The organism is Neisseria dentiae (genome assembly GCF_024580525.1).
GTDB classification, from domain to species: Bacteria; Pseudomonadota; Gammaproteobacteria; order Burkholderiales; family Neisseriaceae; genus Neisseria; species Neisseria dentiae_A.
This window is the reverse complement of record NZ_JANIKQ010000011.1, coordinates 1-19,354: the sequence shown is the minus strand read 5'-3', so window position 1 is coordinate 19,354 and position 19,354 is coordinate 1. Positions and strand designations below refer to the sequence as shown.

Annotated in this window: 19 protein-coding genes and 1 pseudogene; 9 read left to right on the top strand and 11 right to left on the bottom strand. The window is 53.8% G+C overall.

Features of this window, described 5'->3' with window-relative positions; all coding sequences use genetic code 11:
- Positions 1-14 precede the first annotated feature (14 nt).
- From NQ012_RS07745 to NQ012_RS07725, 5 genes are all read left to right on the top strand, one after another.
- Complete coding sequence (locus NQ012_RS07745) at positions 15-1,253, top strand: type II secretion system F family protein (RefSeq protein ID WP_257067031.1); 1,239 nt, start codon at positions 15-17, stop codon at positions 1,251-1,253.
- Between the two features lies 1 nt (position 1,254).
- Entirely contained in the window at positions 1,255-2,118 is an 864-nt protein-coding gene (locus NQ012_RS07740; protein ID WP_257067030.1) for a prepilin peptidase, read from the top strand.
- A 113-nt stretch (positions 2,119-2,231) separates the two neighbouring features.
- Positions 2,232-2,852 carry a dephospho-CoA kinase gene (gene coaE / locus NQ012_RS07735; protein ID WP_257067029.1) on the top strand — a complete coding sequence of 207 codons (621 nt, stop codon included), beginning with the start codon at positions 2,232-2,234 and terminating at the stop codon, positions 2,850-2,852.
- Positions 2,849-3,607 (top strand): cell division protein ZapD, encoded by a 759-nt coding sequence (gene zapD / locus NQ012_RS07730; protein WP_257067028.1) that lies wholly within the window; start codon positions 2,849-2,851, stop codon positions 3,605-3,607. Before coaE ends, zapD begins: the two co-directional genes overlap by 4 nt.
- 10 nt (positions 3,608-3,617) lie before the next feature.
- On the top strand, positions 3,618-3,821 hold the full coding sequence (locus NQ012_RS07725; protein WP_257067027.1) for a DNA gyrase inhibitor YacG: 204 nt from the start codon (positions 3,618-3,620) through the stop codon (positions 3,819-3,821).
- A gap of 580 nt (positions 3,822-4,401) precedes the next feature.
- Here the strand turns inward: NQ012_RS07725 and hemW are convergent.
- The 3 genes from hemW to NQ012_RS07710 all read right to left on the bottom strand — a co-directional run bounded on the left by hemW (position 4,402) and on the right by NQ012_RS07710 (position 6,573).
- Positions 4,402-5,595, bottom strand: coding sequence for a radical SAM family heme chaperone HemW (hemW, locus tag NQ012_RS07720; RefSeq protein ID WP_257067026.1), 1,194 nt, complete (start codon positions 5,593-5,595; stop codon positions 4,402-4,404).
- Positions 5,596-5,735: 140 nt separating this feature from the next.
- Entirely contained in the window at positions 5,736-6,341 is a 606-nt protein-coding gene (gene rdgB / locus NQ012_RS07715) for an RdgB/HAM1 family non-canonical purine NTP pyrophosphatase (protein WP_257067025.1), read from the bottom strand.
- Complete coding sequence (locus NQ012_RS07710; protein WP_257067024.1) at positions 6,334-6,573, bottom strand: NGO_0222 family membrane protein; 240 nt, start codon at positions 6,571-6,573, stop codon at positions 6,334-6,336. Before NQ012_RS07710 ends, rdgB begins: the two co-directional genes overlap by 8 nt.
- Before the next feature lie 276 nt (positions 6,574-6,849).
- On the opposite strand from NQ012_RS07710, the gene rnhA reads away from it, so the two are divergent.
- Entirely contained in the window at positions 6,850-7,308 is a 459-nt protein-coding gene (rnhA, locus tag NQ012_RS07705; RefSeq protein WP_257067023.1) for a ribonuclease HI, read from the top strand.
- Between the two features lie 178 nt (positions 7,309-7,486).
- Here the strand turns inward: rnhA and NQ012_RS07700 are convergent, their stop codons facing one another.
- The 5 genes from NQ012_RS07700 to clpP form a co-directional block, all read right to left on the bottom strand.
- On the bottom strand, positions 7,487-8,305 hold the full coding sequence (locus NQ012_RS07700; RefSeq protein ID WP_257067022.1) for an outer membrane beta-barrel protein: 819 nt from the start codon (positions 8,303-8,305) through the stop codon (positions 7,487-7,489).
- A gap of 176 nt (positions 8,306-8,481) precedes the next feature.
- Positions 8,482-8,958, bottom strand: coding sequence for a pyridoxamine 5'-phosphate oxidase family protein (locus NQ012_RS07695; RefSeq protein ID WP_257067021.1), 477 nt, complete (start codon positions 8,956-8,958; stop codon positions 8,482-8,484).
- Positions 8,959-9,213: 255 nt separating this feature from the next.
- On the bottom strand, positions 9,214-10,632 hold the full coding sequence (locus tag NQ012_RS07690; protein ID WP_257067020.1) for a sodium:proton antiporter: 1,419 nt from the start codon (positions 10,630-10,632) through the stop codon (positions 9,214-9,216).
- A 353-nt stretch (positions 10,633-10,985) separates the two neighbouring features.
- Entirely contained in the window at positions 10,986-12,530 is a 1,545-nt protein-coding gene (gene murJ / locus NQ012_RS07685; RefSeq protein ID WP_257067019.1) for a murein biosynthesis integral membrane protein MurJ, read from the bottom strand.
- Between the two features lie 262 nt (positions 12,531-12,792).
- Entirely contained in the window at positions 12,793-13,419 is a 627-nt protein-coding gene (gene clpP / locus NQ012_RS07680; protein WP_257067018.1) for an ATP-dependent Clp endopeptidase proteolytic subunit ClpP, read from the bottom strand.
- 23 nt (positions 13,420-13,442) lie between these two features.
- Here clpP and NQ012_RS07675 point away from each other — a divergent pair.
- Positions 13,443-13,549, top strand: a pseudogene (locus NQ012_RS07675) (IS5/IS1182 family transposase); the annotation flags it as partial.
- 69 nt (positions 13,550-13,618) lie between these two features.
- On the opposite strand, the gene tig reads toward NQ012_RS07675, so the two are convergent.
- Together tig and NQ012_RS07665 are read right to left on the bottom strand one after the other, a co-directional pair.
- The gene (gene tig / locus NQ012_RS07670; RefSeq protein WP_257067016.1) at positions 13,619-14,929 is read right to left on the bottom strand and encodes a trigger factor; all 1,311 of its coding nucleotides are present in this window, start codon (positions 14,927-14,929) and stop codon (positions 13,619-13,621) included.
- A 243-nt stretch (positions 14,930-15,172) separates the two neighbouring features.
- Complete coding sequence (locus NQ012_RS07665) at positions 15,173-16,300, bottom strand: PilT/PilU family type 4a pilus ATPase (protein ID WP_257067015.1); 1,128 nt, start codon at positions 16,298-16,300, stop codon at positions 15,173-15,175.
- A gap of 333 nt (positions 16,301-16,633) precedes the next feature.
- Here NQ012_RS07665 and NQ012_RS07660 point away from each other — a divergent pair, with 333 nt between their 5' ends.
- Together NQ012_RS07660 and NQ012_RS07655 are read left to right on the top strand one after the other, a co-directional pair.
- The gene (locus NQ012_RS07660) at positions 16,634-17,347 is read left to right on the top strand and encodes a 5'-methylthioadenosine/adenosylhomocysteine nucleosidase (protein WP_257067014.1); all 714 of its coding nucleotides are present in this window, start codon (positions 16,634-16,636) and stop codon (positions 17,345-17,347) included.
- A 176-nt stretch (positions 17,348-17,523) separates the two neighbouring features.
- Positions 17,524-18,993, top strand: coding sequence for an anion permease (locus tag NQ012_RS07655; protein WP_257067013.1), 1,470 nt, complete (start codon positions 17,524-17,526; stop codon positions 18,991-18,993).
- 211 nt (positions 18,994-19,204) lie between these two features.
- Here the strand turns inward: NQ012_RS07655 and NQ012_RS07650 are convergent.
- Positions 19,205-19,354: integrase core domain-containing protein (locus NQ012_RS07650; protein ID WP_257065795.1), on the bottom strand; the 150-nt coding region annotated here is incomplete at its 5' end.

Here is a 19,354-nt window from a genome sequence, read left to right as displayed (position 1 = left end):
TTAAGGGGTAAAACATGATTAAAAGTAATATTAGCAGCCGCTCGGCCAAAAAAGATAAAGGTGTGCGTTTCTCTTTTGAAGGCAGGAACATAGATACCGAACAAATGGTGCGCGGGGAGGTGGTGGCCAAAAACGAAGAAGAAGCACGCAAAAAGTTACAGCGGCGCGGCATCAAGCCGTTACGCGTGAGCAAAGTTAAAGCGGTACGCAAAAAGCGGATCACCCAAGAAGACATTACCGTATTCACCCGCCAGCTCGCCACTATGATGAAAGCCGGTTTGCCTTTGATGCAGGCGTTTGAAATCGTGGCGCGCGGCCACTCTAACCCTTCCATGACGCAAATGCTGATGCAGGTGCGCGCCGATGTGGAGCAGGGCAGCGCATTGGGCAAGGCATTCTCCAAACATCCCAAATATTTCGACCGTTTTTACTGCAATCTGATTGCCGCCGGTGAGGCGGGCGGTGTACTTGAATCATTGCTGGATAAATTGGCGGTATATAAAGAAAAAACCCAAGCCATCAAAAAGAAAGTGAAAAGCGCACTTACTTACCCGATTGCCATTGTGGTGGTGGCTGTAGTGCTGGTGTTTATCATGATGGTGTTCGTGTTGCCGGAGTTCGGTAAAGTATATAGCAGCATGGGGGCGGAGTTGCCCGGGCTAACCCAAATCGTAATGAACATGTCGGACTTGATGGTGAAATATGCCTGGGTAATTGTGGTTGGTACCATTGCGGTCGGTTTCGGCCTGTATCAGTGGTATAAAAGATCGCCCATGCTACAAAAACGGGTTGATGCGGCTTTGCTCAAATTGCCGATTTTCGGTGATATTGTGCGCAAGGCCACGATTGCACGCTGGGCACGCACTACTGCCACATTGTTTACCGCGGGCGTGCCTTTGGTGGAAGTGTTGGATTCGGTATCCGGTGCGGCGGGCAATATTCTTTATGAAGAAGCCACGCAAGATATTCGTGCTAAAGTTACTCAGGGTTTGTCGCTGACTTCCAGTATGCAGGGCACCGATATGTTCCCCAATATGGTGTTGCAGATGGCTGCCATCGGCGAAGAATCAGGTTCGCTGGACGATATGCTGAATAAAGCCGCCGAATTCTATGAAGATGAAGTGGATAATGCCGTTGCCCAGCTTTCGTCGTTGATGGAGCCGATTATCATGGTGGTGCTCGGTTCGATTATCGGTGTGATTCTGGTAGCGATGTATCTGCCCCTGTTCAACCTGGGTAATGTGGTGGGCTGATATGCTGGATTTTCTTCAAGAGCTGGCACCTTTTGCGGTGCCTTTGGCAGCTTTGTTCGGCTTGCTGACAGGCAGTTTTTTAAATGTGGTGATTTACCGCGTGCCGGTGATGATGGAGCGCGGATGGACGGTATTTGCCAAAGAGCACCTGGGTTTGGCGCTTACGGCCGAAGAACAGCAGCCTTTCAATCTGATTAAACCGGACTCCCGTTGTCCGAAGTGTCATGCTCCGGTCAAACCCTGGCAAAATATTCCGGTGATCAGCTATTTGTTGTTGGGCGGAAAGTGCGGAAGCTGCAAAACCCCGATCAGCAAGCGTTATCCTTTGGTAGAGTTGTTAACCGGCATATTGTTTGCCGCAGTGGCGTGGCAATACGGTTGGACTGTGGTTACTTTGGGTGGTGTGGTGCTGACCGCCATGCTGATTGCCTTAACCTTTATCGATGCCGATACACAATACCTGCCTGATCAATTGACCCTGCCGTTGGTGTGGTTGGGTTTGCTGTTTAATTTGAACGGCGCATTTGTGCCGCTTACTTCAGCCGTGTTGGGTGCGGTGTGCGGATATATGAGCCTGTGGCTGTTGTGTTATATTTATAAACTGCTCACCGGCAAAATAGGTATGGGCGGCGGCGACTTCAAGCTGTTGGCGGCGCTGGGCGCATGGTTGGGAGTAGGCGTATTGCCCGTATTGGTATTTATGGCCGCCCTTATCGGTGTGGTTGCTGCGCTGGTGATGCGGGTGGCCAAGGGCCAGCAGTTTGCATTCGGCCCAAGTTTGGCCGTGGCCGGCTGGCTGATTTTCATTGCCAACGATAAAATCACCGCTGCGGTGAAATGGTGGTTGGGCGCTTCCGGGTTTTAAGGCGGTTTGCAATATCGCGCGAAGCCTGATCTTGAAAGAAGAGCCGCACCGCCGGAAGGCTGGAGGATACGCCGGCAGGCAGAAAGCCCGGGCGGCTCGGAGGTGCTTGGAACATGACATATTGGGTAGGACTGACCGGAGGAATCGGCAGCGGCAAATCACAGGCCGCTGCCGAATTTGCCCGTTTGGGGGTGCCGGTGATTGATGCCGATGCGGTCAGCCGCAGCTTAACGGCGGATCACGGTGCGGCTTTGCCTGAAATACGGGCAAGGCTCGGCGACGAATTATTTGATACGGAAGGCCGTCTGAACCGTGCCGCATTGCGGGACAGAGTGTTCAGACGGCCTCAGGCCAAGCAGGTTTTGGAAAGTATCATGCACCCCCTGATTTTGGCGGAAATCCGGCGGCGGCAAAGTGCGGCAGATCAGGTTTACGGTGTAATCGATATTCCGCTTTTGATCGAGCAGCCAGTATTTTCCGTGTTGGCCGACCGTATTTTGGTGGTGGACGTTTCAGAAGCAACCCAAATCGATCGGGTGCAAAGCCGCAGCGGGCTTGATACCGGAGAAATCAAGCGGATCATGGCTTCGCAGGCGTGCCGCAGGGAGCGCTTACTCGCAGCCGATGATGTTTTGCCTAACGAAGGCACGTTGGCGGAGTTAGCGGTTAAGGTGCAACGTCTGCACCGTTATTACCGGGCTTATTTTTCCCGTTTTTCGAGAGCAAACCCATGATCCGTTTCGAGCACCCGCTTTCCGAGCGGGTACGCAGTTTTTTACGCATCGAACATTTGTTCAACCGTTTCCAAACCGAAAGTATGCGGAGGGAAGACAGCCCGTGGCCGCATCATTTGGCATTGTTTACGCTGTTTGAAATTATGGAATGTGCCGGCCGCGCAGAGTTGAAGCTGGATATTTTGCAGGAATTGGAACGGCAGCGGCAGTTTGCGGCAGCCGGCCGGATTCGGGATGCGCAGGCTGTTTTATCGGCACAGTTGCAGGCGGTGGCCGAAAACTTGCAGGGAATCAAACAGAAATTCGGCCAGCATCTGCGCGAAAACGATTGGTTGATGGCCATTAAACAGCGTATGCTGGTGGCCGGCGGCACCAGCCCGTTTGATTTGCCCGCCTATTATTTCTGGCAGCGGCAGCCGCATGAGCACCGTTTGGCCGATTTGCAGAAATGGGCGGCCACCTTGCTGCCGACCCAAGAAGCGGTCGGTATGCTGCTGGCTATCTTGCGCGGCAATACCGCTGCCGTCGATTGCGTGGCGCAGAAAGGCAGTTATCAAAGCAGCAGTTTGGCGCAAAGCATCCATATGCTGACCATCGAAGTAGGTATGCAGTACCGGGCCTTGCCTGAGATTTCGGCCAACAAATACGTTACCCATATCCGTTTTTTGGAGGCTTCGCAGGAACACGCCCGCGGTAGGCAGGTAACGGGCGATGTGCCGTTCAAACTGATGATGTGCAGTTTCGACCCGATTTAAAGGGGATTTTATGACCGAAAAAAACACATGGGTGAAATGCCCTACCTGCCGTACATTAACCGAATGGTCTGCCGATAATCCTTTCCGGCCGTTTTGCAGCGAGCGCTGCAAACTGATCGATTTGGGCGCTTGGGCCAATGAGGATTATGCGGTGGCAGCACAGGAAGAAGAATGGCTGCTGCCCGACGAACCGGGGCTGGGCAGAAAACATTGATCAGGGTTTGATTTTCCGCTATTTTTAGGCGGCTCAGATTGGTTTGGTTTTGTATGGCTCGGTGCTTTCGCAAAACTTGGTCGGGGCTGGCAAAGTTTTTCTTTATTAACCGGTTAATCATAAAATCTAAGAGGCCGTCTGAAATTGTTCAGACGGCCTGAAATTTTTGTAAGTTCAAAAAGATCAAAAATCGGCTAAAGGGGAGTTTAACGGAAAAACTTATTTTTGCCGTAAGGCGGCAAGCCGCAGACAGCACAAGTAGTACGGAACCGATTCTGTTGCGGCTTCAGCGGCTGACAAAATCGTTCTCTTCGAGTTAGGGCACGGTAATGCCGTGGCAGAAATGAAGTTTTTTCGCTATGGATTGGTAGCAACCGATCCAAATGCCTATTGAGCCGAAACCCCCACGGGGATTCACAAACCGAAGTCTTTGCAAAATTCAAAAAAGTATCACAAAAAATTTAGCTACCGTCATACTCGGGCTTGATTAAGCATCTGTTATCTATTTAAAAAATAATAACATGCTTGGATCGGGTTCGAATGTGAGGTTTTAAAATGCGATATGAATTCTGCAAAGGCATCAAATAATGGAAAAGCCTTTATAAAAGCATTGCAGCAAATCGTTGAGAAACCGCCGCCCGGTTTCAGACGGCCTGAAATAAAGCGGGTCGTTGTCCAGCAAGCCTTTGGTTTGGGCGGCCCGGATTTGGGCGGCGATTTTGGCGGCGGGCACGCCGGTGCGTTCTTGCAGCCATGCGGCGGGCACGCCGTCGGTTAAACGCAGGGCATTCATCATGAATTCAAACGGCAAATCTTCCGCTGCAACGGTTTGGCGCTCGATGCCGTCTGAAACCTTGCCGTGCATGGCGGCCAGATAATCGTTGGGGTGGCGGCGGCGCACGGTGCGTTCGATGCGGGCGGGGTAGGAAATCTTGCCGTGTGCGCCGGCGCCGATGCCGATGTAGTCGCCGAACTGCCAATAATTGAGGTTGTGGCGGCAGGCATGGCCGGGGCGGGAAAAGGCCGAGGTTTCGTAGTGTGCGAAGCCTGCCTCTGCCAGCGCGCCGTGTACGGCTTCTTCGATGTCGAGCGCGGCTTCGTCTTGCGGCAGGCCGGGCGGCGGGGTGTGGCCGAACGGGGTGTTCGGCTCCATCGTGAGGTGGTAGGCGCTGATGTGGCCGGCACCCGAAGCGATAGCGGTTTGAATGTCGTGTAAGGCCGTCTGAACGGTTTGGTTCGGCAGGGCGTACATCAGGTCGATATTCACCCGTTCGAATAGGTTCAGTGCGGTTTCAACGGCTGTTAAGGCTTCGCGGTGGTTGTGGATACGCCCCAAACTTTGCAGCGCGGCATCGTCGAAACTCTGCACGCCGATGGAAAGGCGCGTGATGCCCGCGTCTTTAAACCCTTGGAACTTCTCTTTTTCAAACGTGCCGGGGTTGGCTTCGAGCGTGATTTCGGCCTGCGGTTGCAGCTTTACCAGCGAACGCACGCCGTTAAGCAGGCGGTTTATCGAGGCTGCCTGAAACAGGCTGGGCGTGCCGCCGCCGATAAACACGGTTTCCACCGCACGCCCCCAAACGTTGGGCAGTTCGCTTTGCAAATCGGTGAGCAGCGCGTCGATGTAAGCGTCTTCGGGCAGGCCGTTTTTGGCTTGGTGGGAATTGAAGTCGCAATAAGGGCATTTGCGCACGCACCACGGGATATGGATATAGAGCGACAAGGGCGGCAGGGCGGTGAGATGGCCGGGGCGGGGAAAATTGATGGCGGTCATGGGGTTGGTAAAGTTTGCGGGAGTCGGTTGTCAAACGGTGTTTTCAGACGGCCCGAAGGCTTGGCAAAATACTTTGCAACCGCTTGAGTTTTGCCGGCGTTATTCATATGTTCGGAAGCTGTTTCGCAAGGCCATAGCCTTTAAGGCTGCGGATACAGCAAATCGATTTTCTTTTCCAGCCCGGCCAAGGCCAGGCCGCGGTGGCTGATGCGGTTTTTGGTTTCGGGGTCCAGCTCGGCGGCGGTGCGGCCTAACTCGGGCAGGAAGAAATGCGGATCGTAGCCGAAACCGTTGCTGCCGGCGGGCTTATCCTGCCACACGCCGCGCCAGATGCCTTCGGCAATCAGCGGCTGCGGATCGTTTTCGTGGCGCACCAGCGCCAGCACGCAAACGTAGTAACAGTTTTTGTCGGCTTTGCCGGCCAGTTCGGCGGAAAGTTTGGCGTTGTTGGCGGCGTCGGATTTCGGATTTTCGCCCGCGAAGCGTGCCGAATAAATGCCGGGCGCGCCGCCTAAGGCTTGGGCGCAGATACCGCTGTCGTCGGCCAGTGCGGGTTTGCCGCTGTATTTGCTGGCGTGGCGGGCTTTGGCGATGGCGTTTTCGATAAAGGTAAGGTGCGGTTCGGGGCACTCGGGCACGTTGAAGCGGGACTGCGGCAGCACTTCGATGCGGCGTTGGGCGAACCAGCGCGAAAATTCTTTCAGCTTGCCAGCGTTACCGCTGGCTAAAACGATTTGGTCAAACATGACGGTTTTCCTGCGGTTTGGCTGCCGAAGCGGCTTTTTCGCGCGCGGTTTGGCGGGCGTAGAGTGCGAGGCAGGCAATCTGCCCGAACACGGCGGCGAAGGCGAACAGGAAGGCGGCAACGGCAAACTGTTTGCTTCCGACCGAAAGCAGCCAGCTTCCCAGCAGCACCAAAGCCATAAATAAAACAGTGAAGAAGGCGATACCGAGCAGGTAGGTTTTGCGGGCGTTCATCAGAATCGGCAGATTGGTTTCTAAAGATGCGCATCATAACACAGGCCGTCTGAAAAAATGTTTCAGGAGACCTTTGCAAAACCCCCAGATGTGGATGCAGTTCAAGGCGTAGCAGCGCAGCGAGCACAGACATAACATGGAGTTAGGCAAGCGAGCGAGCAGTACCCTAAAGGGCATAAACGCACAACGCAGAAATGCGCCGCAGATGAGGGTTTTGCAAAGGTCTCTTCAGACGGCCTGTGTTATGATGCGCTCTATTTTCAACCGGAAAAAGCCATGGACAAAACCGTTTACCTCTACACCGACGGCGCCTGCAAAGGCAACCCCGGCGCGGGCGGCTGGGGCGTGCTGCTGCGTTACGGCGCGCACGAAAAAGAGCTTTTCGGCGGCGAGGCCGAAACCACCAACAATCGCATGGAGCTGACGGCCGTTATCGAAGGGTTGAAGGCTTTAAAACGCCGCAGCAGCGTGGAAATCTGCACCGATTCGCAATATGTGAAAAACGGTATGGAAAGCTGGATACACGGTTGGAAGAAAAACGGCTGGAAAACCGCCGCCAAGCAGCCGGTGAAAAACGAAGATTTGTGGCGCGAACTCGACCGCTTGGTTCATTTGCACGACGTTACATGGGCATGGGTGAAAGGCCATGCGGGGCATGCGGAAAACGAACGCGCCGACGAGCTGGCCAACCTCGGTGCGGCACGGTTTGCAAAGGGTGCCGGAAACGGCGCTTGATACGGCGGGGCAAACAACCGGGGCTTTCAGATGGCCTGTATAAATATAGTGAATTCACTTACTCCCGTACAAGGCAGCAAGCCGCAGACAGTAAAATAGTACGACAAGGCGCAGCAACGCCGTAATGGGGTAAGTGAATTCACTATAGGCCGTCTGAAAGCCCCGGTTTGCAGGCAGCTTAGAAGCTGTATTGCAGTTTTACGCCGGCTTCGTGGGTGTAGTTTTTGGGTTCGCGCGAACTCCACAGCCGGCCGTCGTCGTCAACCGAATAAATACGCTCGGAATCCGGCACTTTCCAACCGCGGTAGAACGGGCCGACGCTGAGTTTGGAATCATTGGCAAAACGTTTGGACACCGGCACTTCCAGTTCTATGCCCCGGCCGCCGCTTTGTTTGAATTTATTGGCGTAGCCGTTGTGGTAGCTATGCTGGCGGCCGTGCAACATATGGTTATAGGCCACTTTGGGATTGATTTCGAAAGAGCGGGGCAGTTTGATGTCCAAACCCGCGCCGATGCGGGCGTAAAGGGTTTGGTTTTTGCGGTCGTAGTCATATTGGTTTACGCGGCTGCCCAAGTCTTTCAGGGTGCGGTGGCCCAAGCCGGTTTCGAGCACCAAATCCAGTTTTTCGTTTAAGGGCTGTGTGTATTCGTAAGAAACCCTGATGTCGTAAGCGCGGCGGGGCACGTTTTTAATCACCGCCTCGCCGTAATATGAGTCTTCCATATATTGGCCGGTATAGTCGGATTCACCGTGCGAATAGCGGCCTTCGATTTTGGCGGCATGGCGGTCGTTAAACGAATATTTGATGCCGCCGTTGAGCGACCAAAGGTTGCCGCGCTCCTGCATCAGGCGCTCGGTGCCGTTTGTGTATTCGCGGTAGGTTTCGCGGTAATACTCGCTGCCGACGGTAAATTCGACAGGGCGTTTGGCTTGAGCGGCAGAAACCAAACCTACCGATAAAACGGCGGCTAAAGCAACGGCAACTTTTTTCTTCATTTATGATGCTCCCGGAAAAGTTGTTTGATATGGAATCAGAATGGAATACTTTATTATACTAAATGCATAATAAATATTTAGAGTTGATATCCGTTAAAAAGTTTCCGTGTTGCTCGGGCGCAAAAAAATCGCCCCACGAGGGGGCGCAAAAGGAACACAAACCACTACCAAAACTGTTACAAGGCAAATGCTTCTATTGTTTGTTTTGCCGGATACAAAGCCTTCATCAAGTCGGAAGGCGAAAGCGTAAAATCTCTATTATCATCAACCGTTAAGCGGCCTTGCTGCGGGGTGAGCTCCAACAGGCATGGGCATTCGGTTTGGCAGAATGCCGCTTGGCCGGGTTGGCTGCGGCGTTGCAGGGCGGCTGCGGCGCGGCAGTATAAACTGTCTTTTTTCTTAAGCCTGCGGGCGCTGGCAACCCAGCTCAGGCGGGTGGCGGCATCTTCGGCTTCAATCAGCAGAATGCCGGTTTCCGGTTCGCTTTGCGGGTTTTCGGGCAGCCAAACATAATATCTGCCGTTGAGGGTAACGAATACCGCATCGTGGATTTCGGGGCAACCGCTGCATTCGGTGGCTAAAAGTGTGTGTACGGCTTTTTGGTGCAGCCTCAGAATATCCAGAGAAACTTGCTTGAAAATGCTTTCGGGCATTTCGTTCTCCTTTCGTTGCTGTTGTTTGCCGAACCGTTGGATTGCATTATACGCAAAACCGGCTATTTTGCAAATGATAATTGTTATTATTAAATATTAATTTAATAAGATATTGTTTTAAATTGGAATTAATTTTCAAAATATGCTGAAAAAATCGAGTAAAAACGCTAAACGGGTAAAATAACTGCTGCTTGCTGTAAATCGAAGGCCGTCTGAATGGTTTTTCAGACGGCCTCATGGCAAACACGGACGGTTTTAAAACAACTGCCACACAAAGAAGATAAAGGTATGCAGTATGAACAGCGGGGCGAGTATACCGAACGACCAAGCCATATAGCCGAAAAAGCTGGGCATGGGTACTTTGCGCTGCTCGGCGATTGCCTTCACCATAAAGTTGGGTGCGTTGCCGATGTAGCTGAGTGCGCCCATAAACACCGAACCCATCGACACCGCCAACAGGGTGTGGAACAGGTGGCCGGTCATTAAAGCTTGGGCGTCGCCGCCGGCCATGTTGAAAAATACCAGATAGGTGGGGGCATTGTCTAAAAAGGCGGATAAGAGGCCGGTCATCCAAAAATACATCGCGTTAACGGGCTGGCCGCTGCTGTCGTGCACCAGCGAAATCAAGCCTGCAAACGCGCCTTTTTCGCCGGCCTGCAAAATGGCGATTACCGGTGCGATGGTGATGAAGATGCCCAAAAAGAGCTTGCCCACTTCGAGTATCGGCTCCCAGTTGAATTCGTTACCCGCGCGCACCTGCTTGGGGGTGATGGCAAGCGAAATACCTGCCAAAACCAACAGTGCCGCATCGCGCAGCAGGTTGGGCAATAGATAGGGCGTGCCCAAAATATCGATGCCGGGGTGCTGCGGTTTCCACAAACCCGACATCAGCACGGCGGATACCACGCCGGCAAGCAGCAGGAAATTCCATTTGCCGAACAGTTGCAGCGGGCTGTCGGGCGACGGGTCTTGCGGCAGAACCTCGTCTTCTTGGGCGAAATAGTGGCGGTCGAGAAAGTAAAACAGGGTGAGCAGAATGGCGGAACTCAACGCCACGGGCACCAGCATGTGCTGCACCGTCCAGCCGAAATCCACGCCTTTCAAAAAGCCCAAAAACAGCGGCGGGTCGCCCAGCGGCGTGAGGCCGCCGCCGATATTGGCCACCAGAAAGATAAAGAACACCACCACATGCACGCGGTGTTTGCGGTTGTCGTTGGCTTTCAGAAGCGGGCGGATCAGCAGCATGGCTGCGCCGGTGGTACCCATTATCGAGGCCAGTACCGTGCCGATGGCCAGAATCGTGGTGTTCAGGCGCGGGCTGCCGTGCAGGTTACCCCACACCAAAATGCCGCCCGAAATGGTGTAGAGTGCAAACAGCAGAATGATAAACGGGATATATTCGGCCACCAGCGCATGGGCGACCGTATGGGCGGTTGCGCCGAAGCCGAATACGATGGTGAACGGCACCAAAAACAAAAACGTCAGCAAGGCGGTGATCTTGCCGAAGTGGTGATGCCAGGTGATGGCAAACAACAACGGGCCGGTGGCGATGGAGAGTAAGATCAAAACAAACGGTATGCCCCATAACAGGCTCAAACTTGCGCCGTCGAGCGAGGCGGCAGCGGCGGGCAGCGGCGCGAGCAGCAGGGGGAGCAGTGCGATTGGTGAACGCATCTTGTTTCCTTATGGTAGTGGGTCGAGATACGCGGCCGGTTAGAGCACAGCCGCGCGCGGCCGAAACCAAAGGCTTCGTAATGGTTGGCAAATTGTAAATGAAACTTAGCAGAAGTGTCAGCCTTTCATGCAATGAAACTCGGATAAAACGAAGCAGAGAGGCCGTCTGAAATGTTTCAGACGGCCTCTTTGGTATTTGTTTTTATTATAGAAAAATTAAGCGGCTTAATTTAAATTCAAATGGCATTGAAATTTTGTAAAGATTGGAACAAGGCGGAAAACAGGCGGCAGGGGCCGTCTGAAAACAGATTTTGTCAACAATTTGGTTTATATCTCAGCAGCAGGCCGCTCCGTTATTTTTCCGAACGTTTGAAATGGTGCGGGCGGAATCCCAGCAGGCCCAGCGACACGAAATACAGCACGCCGCCCAAAGCCACCAATCCCAAAAGCTGTGCGGCTTTCTGCCAGCCGGCCACATTAACCCATTGCAACGGCAGGTAAGTTTGCGCCTGCGCCAGCCACAAACCGCCGCCCATCACCACCAGCGCAACCGCGAGTTTGGCGAGAAACGCCGCCCAGCCCGCGCCGGGTTGGTAAATGTTATGCTTGCGCAGCAGGTAATACAGCAGCCCTGCGTTCAAACACGCGCCCAAACCGATGGCGAGCGCCAAGCCGGTATGCTTTAGCGGGCCGATGAAAACCAAGTTCATCAGTTGGGTGCAAACCAGCGTGAATACGGCGATTTTCACCGGCGTTTTAATGTTTTGGCGTGCATAAAAACCGGGTGCCAGCACCTTAATCATAATCAGGCCGATTAAGCCGAACGAATAGGCAATCAGCGCGTTTTGCGTCATCAGTGCATCGTTGAGCGTGAATTCTTTATACAGAAACAGTGTGGCGATGAGCGGGAACGACAGCACGGCCAGCCCCACCGCCGCCGGCATGGCCAGCAGCATACACAGGCGCAGACCCCAGTCGAGCAGGCCGGAAAACGCTTGCGGGTTGTCGCTGGCGGCATGTTTCGACAATGTGGGCAACAGAATCGTGCCCAGCGCCGCACCGAGCACGCCGGTGGGCAGTTCCATCAGGCGGTCGGCGTAATACATCCACGACACGCTGCCGGATTGCAGAAACGAGGCGAAAATGGTGTTGATAACCAGCGAAATCTGCGCCACGCTCACGCCCAAAACCGCAGGCGCCATTTGTTTCATCACACGGTTGACCGCCGCATCTTTCATATTGAGCTTCGGCAGTTTTAAGAAACCCAGTTTCGCCAGCCACGGCAGTTGGAAGCCCAATTGCAGCAGGCCGCCCACAAACACCGCCCACGCCAGCGCCATCACCGGCGGGTCGAAATAGGGCACGAAAAACAGCGCGAACACGATAAACGACACGTTCAGCAGGGTGGGCGTTATGGCGGGAATGCTGAACTTATGATAGGTGTTGAGTATCGAGCTGACAAAAGAAGAAAGAGAAATCAACAAGATATAGGGAAAGGTGATGCGCAGCAGCTCAACGGAAAGTTGGAATTTATCGGCTTCTTTAACAAAGCCCGGCGCGGAAGCGTAAATCACCCACGGTGCGGCGAGAATGCCGGCGGCGGTAACGATAACCAGAATAAACGACAACATACCCGCCACATGGCGGATAAATTCGCGTGTGGCTTCTTCGGAACGGGTTTGCCGGTATTCGGCCAGAATCGGCACGAACGCCTGCGCGAACGCACCTTCGGCGAATATCCGCCGCAACAGGTTGGGCAGTTTGAACGCCACGAAAAACGCGTCCGTGGCCATGCCTGCGCCGAAGGTGCGGGCGATAATCGTATCGCGCACAAAGCCAAGTATGCGCGACACCATGGTTAAACTGCCGACTTTCGCCAGCGCGCCGAGTAGGTTCATGATGATTTCTTAAGGGGGATAAAAAGAATTGCGGCCGTCTGAAAAGTATCTGCCGGGCAGCCAGTATAGTTAAACCACTTACTTGATAACAGTTCCGTCATGCTCGGGCTTGACCCGGGCATCTCATGTTAGTGAAATTTAAGATACTCGGGTCAAGCCCGAGTATGACGAGTGTACTTTTTATTAAGCTGGTTGACTATAACTGCATGTTTTCGGTTTCAGACGGCCTGCTTGGATAGCGGCCGTCTGAAAAAGCCTTCCTTTACGGTGTGGTGATGCCGGCGCGGTCGGTTAACACTTGGTCGATCAGGCCGTATTCCTGTGCTTCTTCCGCCGACATATAGTTATCGCGGTCGGTGTCGCGTTCTACCTTGGCCAAGTCCTGACCGCTGTGTTGTGCCAGCAGGCGGTTGAGTTTGTCTTTCAGTTTCAAAAGCTCGCGGGCGTGGATTTCGATGTCGGAAGCCTGACCGCCCAAGCCGCCGCTGATCAGCGGCTGGTGTATCATCACGCGGCTGTTGGGCAGGGCGAAGCGTTTGCCTTTGGTGCCTGCCGACAGCAGAAACGCCCCCATGCTGGCGGCCTGGCCCAAGCACAAGGTGGAAACGTCGGGTTTGATGAAATTCATGGTGTCGTAAATCGACATGCCCGCGGTTACCGAACCGCCGGGCGAGTTGATATACAGAAAAATATCTTTATCGGGGTTTTCGCTTTCCAAAAACAGCAGTTGCGCCACCACCAGATTGGCGCTGTCGTCGTTTACCGGCCCCACCAGAAACACGATGCGCTCTTTGAGCAGGCGCGAATAAATGTCGAAAGCGCGCTCGCCGCGGCCGCTTTGTTCGATAACGGTGGGCACCAGGTAGCCGTTGCGGATATCGGGAATCATCTTGTTCTCCTTATCGGAATATTCAGTATAGCGGGTTAAATTTAAAATAGGACAAGGCACCGAGACGCAGACAGTACAGATAGTACGGCAAGGCGAGGTAACGCCGTACTATTTTAAATTTAACCCGCTATAAAAAGCACCAAAGCGCGGAAGGCTGCTTCGGTGCTTAATTGCGGGTTTCAGACGGCCTCAAGCGCAGTTAGGCCTGTGCGCCCATCACTTCGTCGAAAGACAAAACTTTTTCGTTTACTTTGGCTTTGCCCAATACGAATTCTACCACGTTGGCTTCAACGGCCAGAGAAGTGGGGCCTTGCAGGCGCTGTTTGTCGGCGAAATACCAGTCGATAACTTCCTGCGGGTCTTCGTAGCTTTCGGCGAAATCGCTTACCACGGCTTTGATTTGCTCTTCGGTCGGCTCCAGTTTGTTGTCGTCGACCAGTTTGGCCAAAATCAGACCCAAAGCCACGCGGCGTTCGGCCTGCTCCTTGAACATATCGGCAGGCAGGTTCAGGTTGGCGGCATCGGCCATGCCTTGGTTGACGAAATTCTGTTTCATTTCGTCGGCCAAGCGGGCGGCTTCGTCGTCAACCAACACTTTGGGCAGTTGCACTTCGGTGGCTTTCAGCAGGGCTTCCATCACCGAATCTTTGGTTTGGCTCTCGGTGCGGCGCGCCACTTCGCGGGCCACGTTTTTGCGTACTTCTTCTCGCATTTTGGCTACGTCGCCGTCGGCGATGCCCAAGGCTTTGGCGAATTGCTCGTCCACTTCGGGCAGGGTAGGGGCGGATACGTTTTTCAGGCCGATGGTGAACACGGCGGTTTTACCGGCCACGTCTTTGCCGTGGTAGTCTTCGGGGAAAGTTACTTCAACGTCTTTGCTTTCGCCTTCTTTCAGACCCAATACGCCGGCTTCGAATTCGGGCAGCATTTGGCCGTTACCCAAAACGAAGGGGTAGTTTTGCGCGCTGCCGCCGTCGAACGGGGTGCCGTCGATTTTGCCTTCGAAGTCGATGATAACGCGGTCGCCGTTTTGGGCTTCGCGCTCGACGTGGTCGAAGCGGGTGCGCTGTTTGCGCAGGATTTCAACGGTTTTGTCCACTTCGGCATCGCCCACTTCGGCGGTTACTTTCTCTACTTCCTGGGCAGACAAATCGCCTACGGTGATTTCGGGGAACACTTCGAACACGGCGGCGATTTTGAAGCTGTTTTCGTCGTCTTGCTCTTCGATGCCTTCAAAGCGGGGGAAGCCGGCCACTTTCAGGTTTTGGGCGACGGCAACGTCGTAGAATGCTTTTTGCACAAGCTCGTTGAGCACATCGTTTTGCACGCTTGCGCCATACATGGAAGCCACCATTTTCAGCGGCGCTTTGCCCGGGCGGAAACCGTCGATTTTCACGCGGCGTTGGGTTTGCTGCAAGCGTTTGTCGGTTTCTGCGTTGATTTCGCTCCACGGCAGAGACAACACTACTTTGCGTTCCAGATTTTCTAAAGTTTCTACAGTTACGCTCATCGTAAGCCCTTATTGAATATATGTTTGTTTGTTAATCAACGAAACGGGCAGGGTGCGCCCGTTTGGATGTTCGGAAATCGGAAGTGAAATTCAGCTGGCAAGTATATCACACACGGGGTGGGGTTAAAATAGCGGGGCGGTGAATTTGCGGCTGCGGACGTTTGAGGCCGTCTGAAAAGAACAGGGCGTTTTTTCAGACGGCCTTTGCAGTGTTTGCCCGTTGGTGCGGATGCGGCAAACGGGTTAAATCAGCTCCAGATCCGGCCCGGCGTTTTGTGCACGGCGGCTGCGCAGTTGGATGTCGAGACGCAGGTCGTGGGCGGAGTCGGCGTTTTTGATGGCGTCTTGAAAGCTGATATGGCCGTTTTCATACAGCTCGTATAAGGCCTGGTCGAAGGTTTGCATGCCCATGCTCTGCGATTTTTTCATGATTTCTTTAATCGAGTGCACGTCGCCGCTGTGAATCAGTTCGGCAATCAGCGGTGAGTTGAGCAGCACTTCCACGGCGGCTACGCGGCCTTTGCCGCCTTCGCGCGGAATCAGGCGTTGCGAGATGAAGGCTTGCAGGTTGAGCGAAAGGTCGGTAAGCAGCTGCACGCGGCGCTCTTCGGGGAAGAAGTTGATGATGCGGTCGAGCGCCTGGTTGGTGCTGTTGGCGTGCAGGGTGGCCATGCACAGGTGGCCGGTTTCGGCAAAGGCGATGGCGTAGTCCATGGTTTCGCGGTCGCGGATTTCGCCGATTAGTATCACGTCGGGCGCTTGGCGGAGGGTGTTTTTAAGGGCGGCAAACCAGTTTTCGGTGTCCACGCCCACTTCGCGCTGGGTGATGATGCAGTTTTTGTGCTGGTGCACGAATTCGATGGGGTCTTCGATGGTGATGATGTGGTCGTGGCTGTTTTCGTTGCGGTAGTCGATCATCGAGGCCAGCGAGGTGGATTTGCCCGAACCGGTGCCGCCCACGAAAATTACCAGGCCGCGTTTCTGCATGGCGATTTTCTGTAAAACGGGCGGCAGGTTGAGTGTTTCAAATTTTGGGATGTTGCTGGTGATGGTGCGGAACACGAGGGCGGTGGCGCCGCGCTGAACCATGGCGTTGACGCGGAAACGGCTGGTGTCGGGCAGGCTGATGGCGAAGTTGCACTCGTTGGTGTTCATGAATTCGTCCATCTGTTTGGGCGACATAATCGAAAAGGCGATTTCCATGCAGCGCTCGGGCGTGAGCGGCGTTTCGGTGATGCGCGTGATTTTGCCGTCGAGCTTCATGGCCGGCGGAAAGTTGGCGGTGATGAAAAGGTCGGAGCCTTTGTATTTGTTGAGTGTTTTCAGTAATGAATAGATTTCTTCTTTGGCCGGCAGCGGATTCTCGTTCATTTTTATCCCTTTAATTCTGTGTGAGCTTTAGGGCGTGCCGTCGACAGCATTGCGGCGGTATTTTTTGGTTAAAATCCGCACCTGTGCGTTAGGTAGCGAAGCGGACTTGCGAAGCTAAAATGCTCGCAAGATGTCCAATCTTGCTGTGCTTTTTGCCTTGCATCTGCGGATTTTCCCTCGAAAAACCGCTTCACAAACCTGTCGACGACACGCCCTGTTAAATTTCGTAATTATAGCAAATTTCAGACGGCATGAAGCGGGTAATCGGCGCAGTAGTGCCGTGCGGCGTTCGTCGGTATAATGCGCTGCCTTACCCCTTTGAAAGAGAAGAAAATGTCCGAAAAACAAGTATGCAACACCGTGGCGGTTATCGGTGCGATGGAGCAGGAAATCGAGCTGTTGAAAAACAGCATGGAGCATGCCGTTACCGAAACGTTCGGCAGGTTTACGGTTCACCGCGGCACGTTGGGCGGCAAAAAGATGGTGCTGGCGTTGAGCGGCATCGGCAAGGCCAATGCGGCGGCGGTTACGGCGCTGGTGGCCGGGCATTTTTCGCCTGACTGCGTGATCAACACCGGCAGCGCGGGCGGTATCGGTGCAGGCTTGAAAGTGGGTGATGTGGTTATCGGCACGCAGGTGGCGCACCACGATGTGGACGTTACCGCCTTCGGTTACGCTTTGGGGCAGGTGCCGCAGCTGCCCGCCGTTTTCGAGAGCGATGCGGCTTTGGCGGAGGCGGCCGTTGCGGCGGCTGCGGCGTTTGAGGGTGCGGCGGTGTATCGCGGCTTAATCGTGAGCGGCGACCAGTTTGTGCACAGCAGCGAAAAAACGGCGTTTATCCGCCGCAATTTTGCAGGCGCGCAGGCGGTGGAAATGGAAGCGGCGGCCATTGCGCAGACCTGTTTTCAATTGAACGTGCCGTTTGTGGTGGTGCGTGCGGTGTCGGATGCGGCGGACGAAAAAGCCGACATCAGTTTCGACGAATTTTTGCAGACGGCATCGGTTAATTCCGCCCGCATGGTGATGGACATTGTTAGCAGTTTGTAAATATATTCATATAGATAAAAGGCCGTCTGAAAGTTTCAGACGGCCTTTGGTGTTATAAAATATTTGAAAAGAATATTTTTCAAATATAATTTGCGTCTAATCAAGCAGAATAAAGTGAATAGTGCTAAGATTTCAACACTTAAACTTTTTTTACCTGCATTAATGAGGAACAAACAATGAGCGATAAACTCGGCTTCAAACCGCTGCCTGCTGCGATTGCGGTGGGCTTGGCGCTGTTGATTTGGTTTGTGGTGCCCGTGCCCGAAGGTGTTACGCCGCAGGCTTGGCATCTGCTGGCGATGTTTGTGGGCGTGATTGCGGCGATTATCGGCAAAGCCATGCCGATCGGCGCGCTTTCCATGGTGGCGATTATGTTGGTGGCGCTGACCGGCGTAACCGCCGAGAAGCCCGCCGATGCAATTAAAGATGCGTTGAGCAGCTTTGCCAACCCGTTGATCTGGTTGATCGGTGTGGCGATTATGATTTCGCGCGGCATTCTCAAAACCGGCTTGGGCGCACGCATCGGCTATTATTTTATTTCGCTGTTCGGCAAAAAAACCATGGGCATCGGTTACAGCCTGGCGCTTTCCGAACTGCTGCTGGCACCGGTTACGCCGAGCAACACCGCGCGCGGCGGCGGCATTATCCACCCGGTGATGAAAGCGATTGCCTCAAGCTACGATTCCGACCCGGAAAAAGGCACACAGGGCCGTATCGGCAAATATCTGGCGCTGGTGAACTACCACAGCAATCCGATTACTTCGGCGATGTTTATCACCGCCACCGCGCCCAACCCGCTGGTGGTGGACATTATTGCCAAAGCCACCAATTCCGATATCCATTTGAGCTGGGGCACTTGGGCGCTGGCGATGCTGCTGCCGGGCTTGGCCGCGCTGGTGCTGATGCCGCTAGTGCTGTATTTCATTTATCCGCCCGAAATCAAAGAAACGCCCAATGCGGCGCAGTTTGCCAAAGAAAAACTGGCCGAGCAGGGGCCGATGAACCGCGGCGAAAAAATCATGCTGGCGATTTTCGCCGTGCTGCTGATTTTATGGGCCGGCATTCCGGCGATGATTTTCGGCAAAGCCTTCGCCGTTGACGCCACCACCACCGCCTTTATCGGCTTGAGCCTGCTGCTGCTCTCGGGTGTGCTCACTTGGGACGACGTGTTGAAGGAAAAAAGCGCATGGGACACGGTTACCTGGTTTGCCGCACTGGTGATGATGGCCACTTTCTTAAACAAACTCGGCCTGATCACTTGGTTCTCCGGCGTGCTCGAAGGCGGTATCGCACACTTGGGCTTGGGCTGGGTGGGCGCATCGGCATTGCTGGTGTTGGCCTATATGTATGCCCACTATATGTTTGCCAGCACCACCGCCCATATCACCGCTATGCTCGGCGCCTTTTATGCTGCCGGCCTGTCGTTGGGCGCACCGCCGATGTTGTTCGCGCTGATTATGGCCGCCGCTTCCAGCATCATGATGACGCTTACCCACTATGCTACGGGCACATCGCCGGTGATTTTCGGCTCGGGTTACACCACGCTGGCCGAATGGTGGAAAGCCGGTTTTGTGATGAGCGTGGTTAATCTGCTGATTTTTGTGGTAATCGGCGGGATTTGGTGGAAAGTGTTGGGTTATTGGTAAGCCAAATCGAAACCGACCGGTTAAGATAAAACCATGCAGGCCGTCTGAAAGTGTTTTCAGACGGCCTGCGGTTTTTGTAGATGGTTAAAACAAATACTTAATAGCCGTAACCTTTGCAAAATTCAAAAGGAAATCATACAAAGTTTATTCACCGCCATTCCAACCTGTGCGGGAATGACGGTGATTTAGATGTAGGAAATGGTCGGGTTGTTTACACAACAGGTTGAGAAAAATAAGCCTGTAAAACCTCAAAAGGGGTGTCGCCTTTCAGGCTCTTGTGGGGCTTGACGGTGTTATAAAAGTTAACAAAACGACATAACTCTTTTTGCCGGTGTGCCGAATCCTTAAACGGATGCTTGTC

Bases quoted from the DNA above. Each gene is read 5' to 3' on its own strand.
- NQ012_RS07745 (WP_257067031.1), top strand. From the start codon at position 15: ATGATTAAAAGTAATATTAGCAGCCGCTCGGCCAAAAAAGATAAAGGT.
- NQ012_RS07740 (WP_257067030.1), top strand. From the start codon at position 1,255: ATGCTGGATTTTCTTCAAGAGCTGGCACCTTTTGCGGTGCCTTTGGCA.
- coaE (WP_257067029.1), top strand. From the start codon at position 2,232: ATGACATATTGGGTAGGACTGACCGGAGGAATCGGCAGCGGCAAATCA.
- zapD (WP_257067028.1), top strand. From the start codon at position 2,849: ATGATCCGTTTCGAGCACCCGCTTTCCGAGCGGGTACGCAGTTTTTTA.
- NQ012_RS07725 (WP_257067027.1), top strand. From the start codon at position 3,618: ATGACCGAAAAAAACACATGGGTGAAATGCCCTACCTGCCGTACATTA.
- hemW (WP_257067026.1), bottom strand. From the start codon at position 5,595: ATGACCGCCATCAATTTTCCCCGCCCCGGCCATCTCACCGCCCTGCCG.
- rdgB (WP_257067025.1), bottom strand. From the start codon at position 6,341: ATGTTTGACCAAATCGTTTTAGCCAGCGGTAACGCTGGCAAGCTGAAA.
- NQ012_RS07710 (WP_257067024.1), bottom strand. From the start codon at position 6,573: ATGAACGCCCGCAAAACCTACCTGCTCGGTATCGCCTTCTTCACTGTT.
- rnhA (WP_257067023.1), top strand. From the start codon at position 6,850: ATGGACAAAACCGTTTACCTCTACACCGACGGCGCCTGCAAAGGCAAC.
- NQ012_RS07700 (WP_257067022.1), bottom strand. From the start codon at position 8,305: ATGAAGAAAAAAGTTGCCGTTGCTTTAGCCGCCGTTTTATCGGTAGGT.
- NQ012_RS07695 (WP_257067021.1), bottom strand. From the start codon at position 8,958: ATGCCCGAAAGCATTTTCAAGCAAGTTTCTCTGGATATTCTGAGGCTG.
- NQ012_RS07690 (WP_257067020.1), bottom strand. From the start codon at position 10,632: ATGCGTTCACCAATCGCACTGCTCCCCCTGCTGCTCGCGCCGCTGCCC.
- murJ (WP_257067019.1), bottom strand. From the start codon at position 12,530: ATGAACCTACTCGGCGCGCTGGCGAAAGTCGGCAGTTTAACCATGGTG.
- clpP (WP_257067018.1), bottom strand. From the start codon at position 13,419: ATGATTCCCGATATCCGCAACGGCTACCTGGTGCCCACCGTTATCGAA.
- tig (WP_257067016.1), bottom strand. From the start codon at position 14,929: ATGAGCGTAACTGTAGAAACTTTAGAAAATCTGGAACGCAAAGTAGTG.
- NQ012_RS07665 (WP_257067015.1), bottom strand. From the start codon at position 16,300: ATGAACGAGAATCCGCTGCCGGCCAAAGAAGAAATCTATTCATTACTG.
- NQ012_RS07660 (WP_257067014.1), top strand. From the start codon at position 16,634: ATGTCCGAAAAACAAGTATGCAACACCGTGGCGGTTATCGGTGCGATG.
- NQ012_RS07655 (WP_257067013.1), top strand. From the start codon at position 17,524: ATGAGCGATAAACTCGGCTTCAAACCGCTGCCTGCTGCGATTGCGGTG.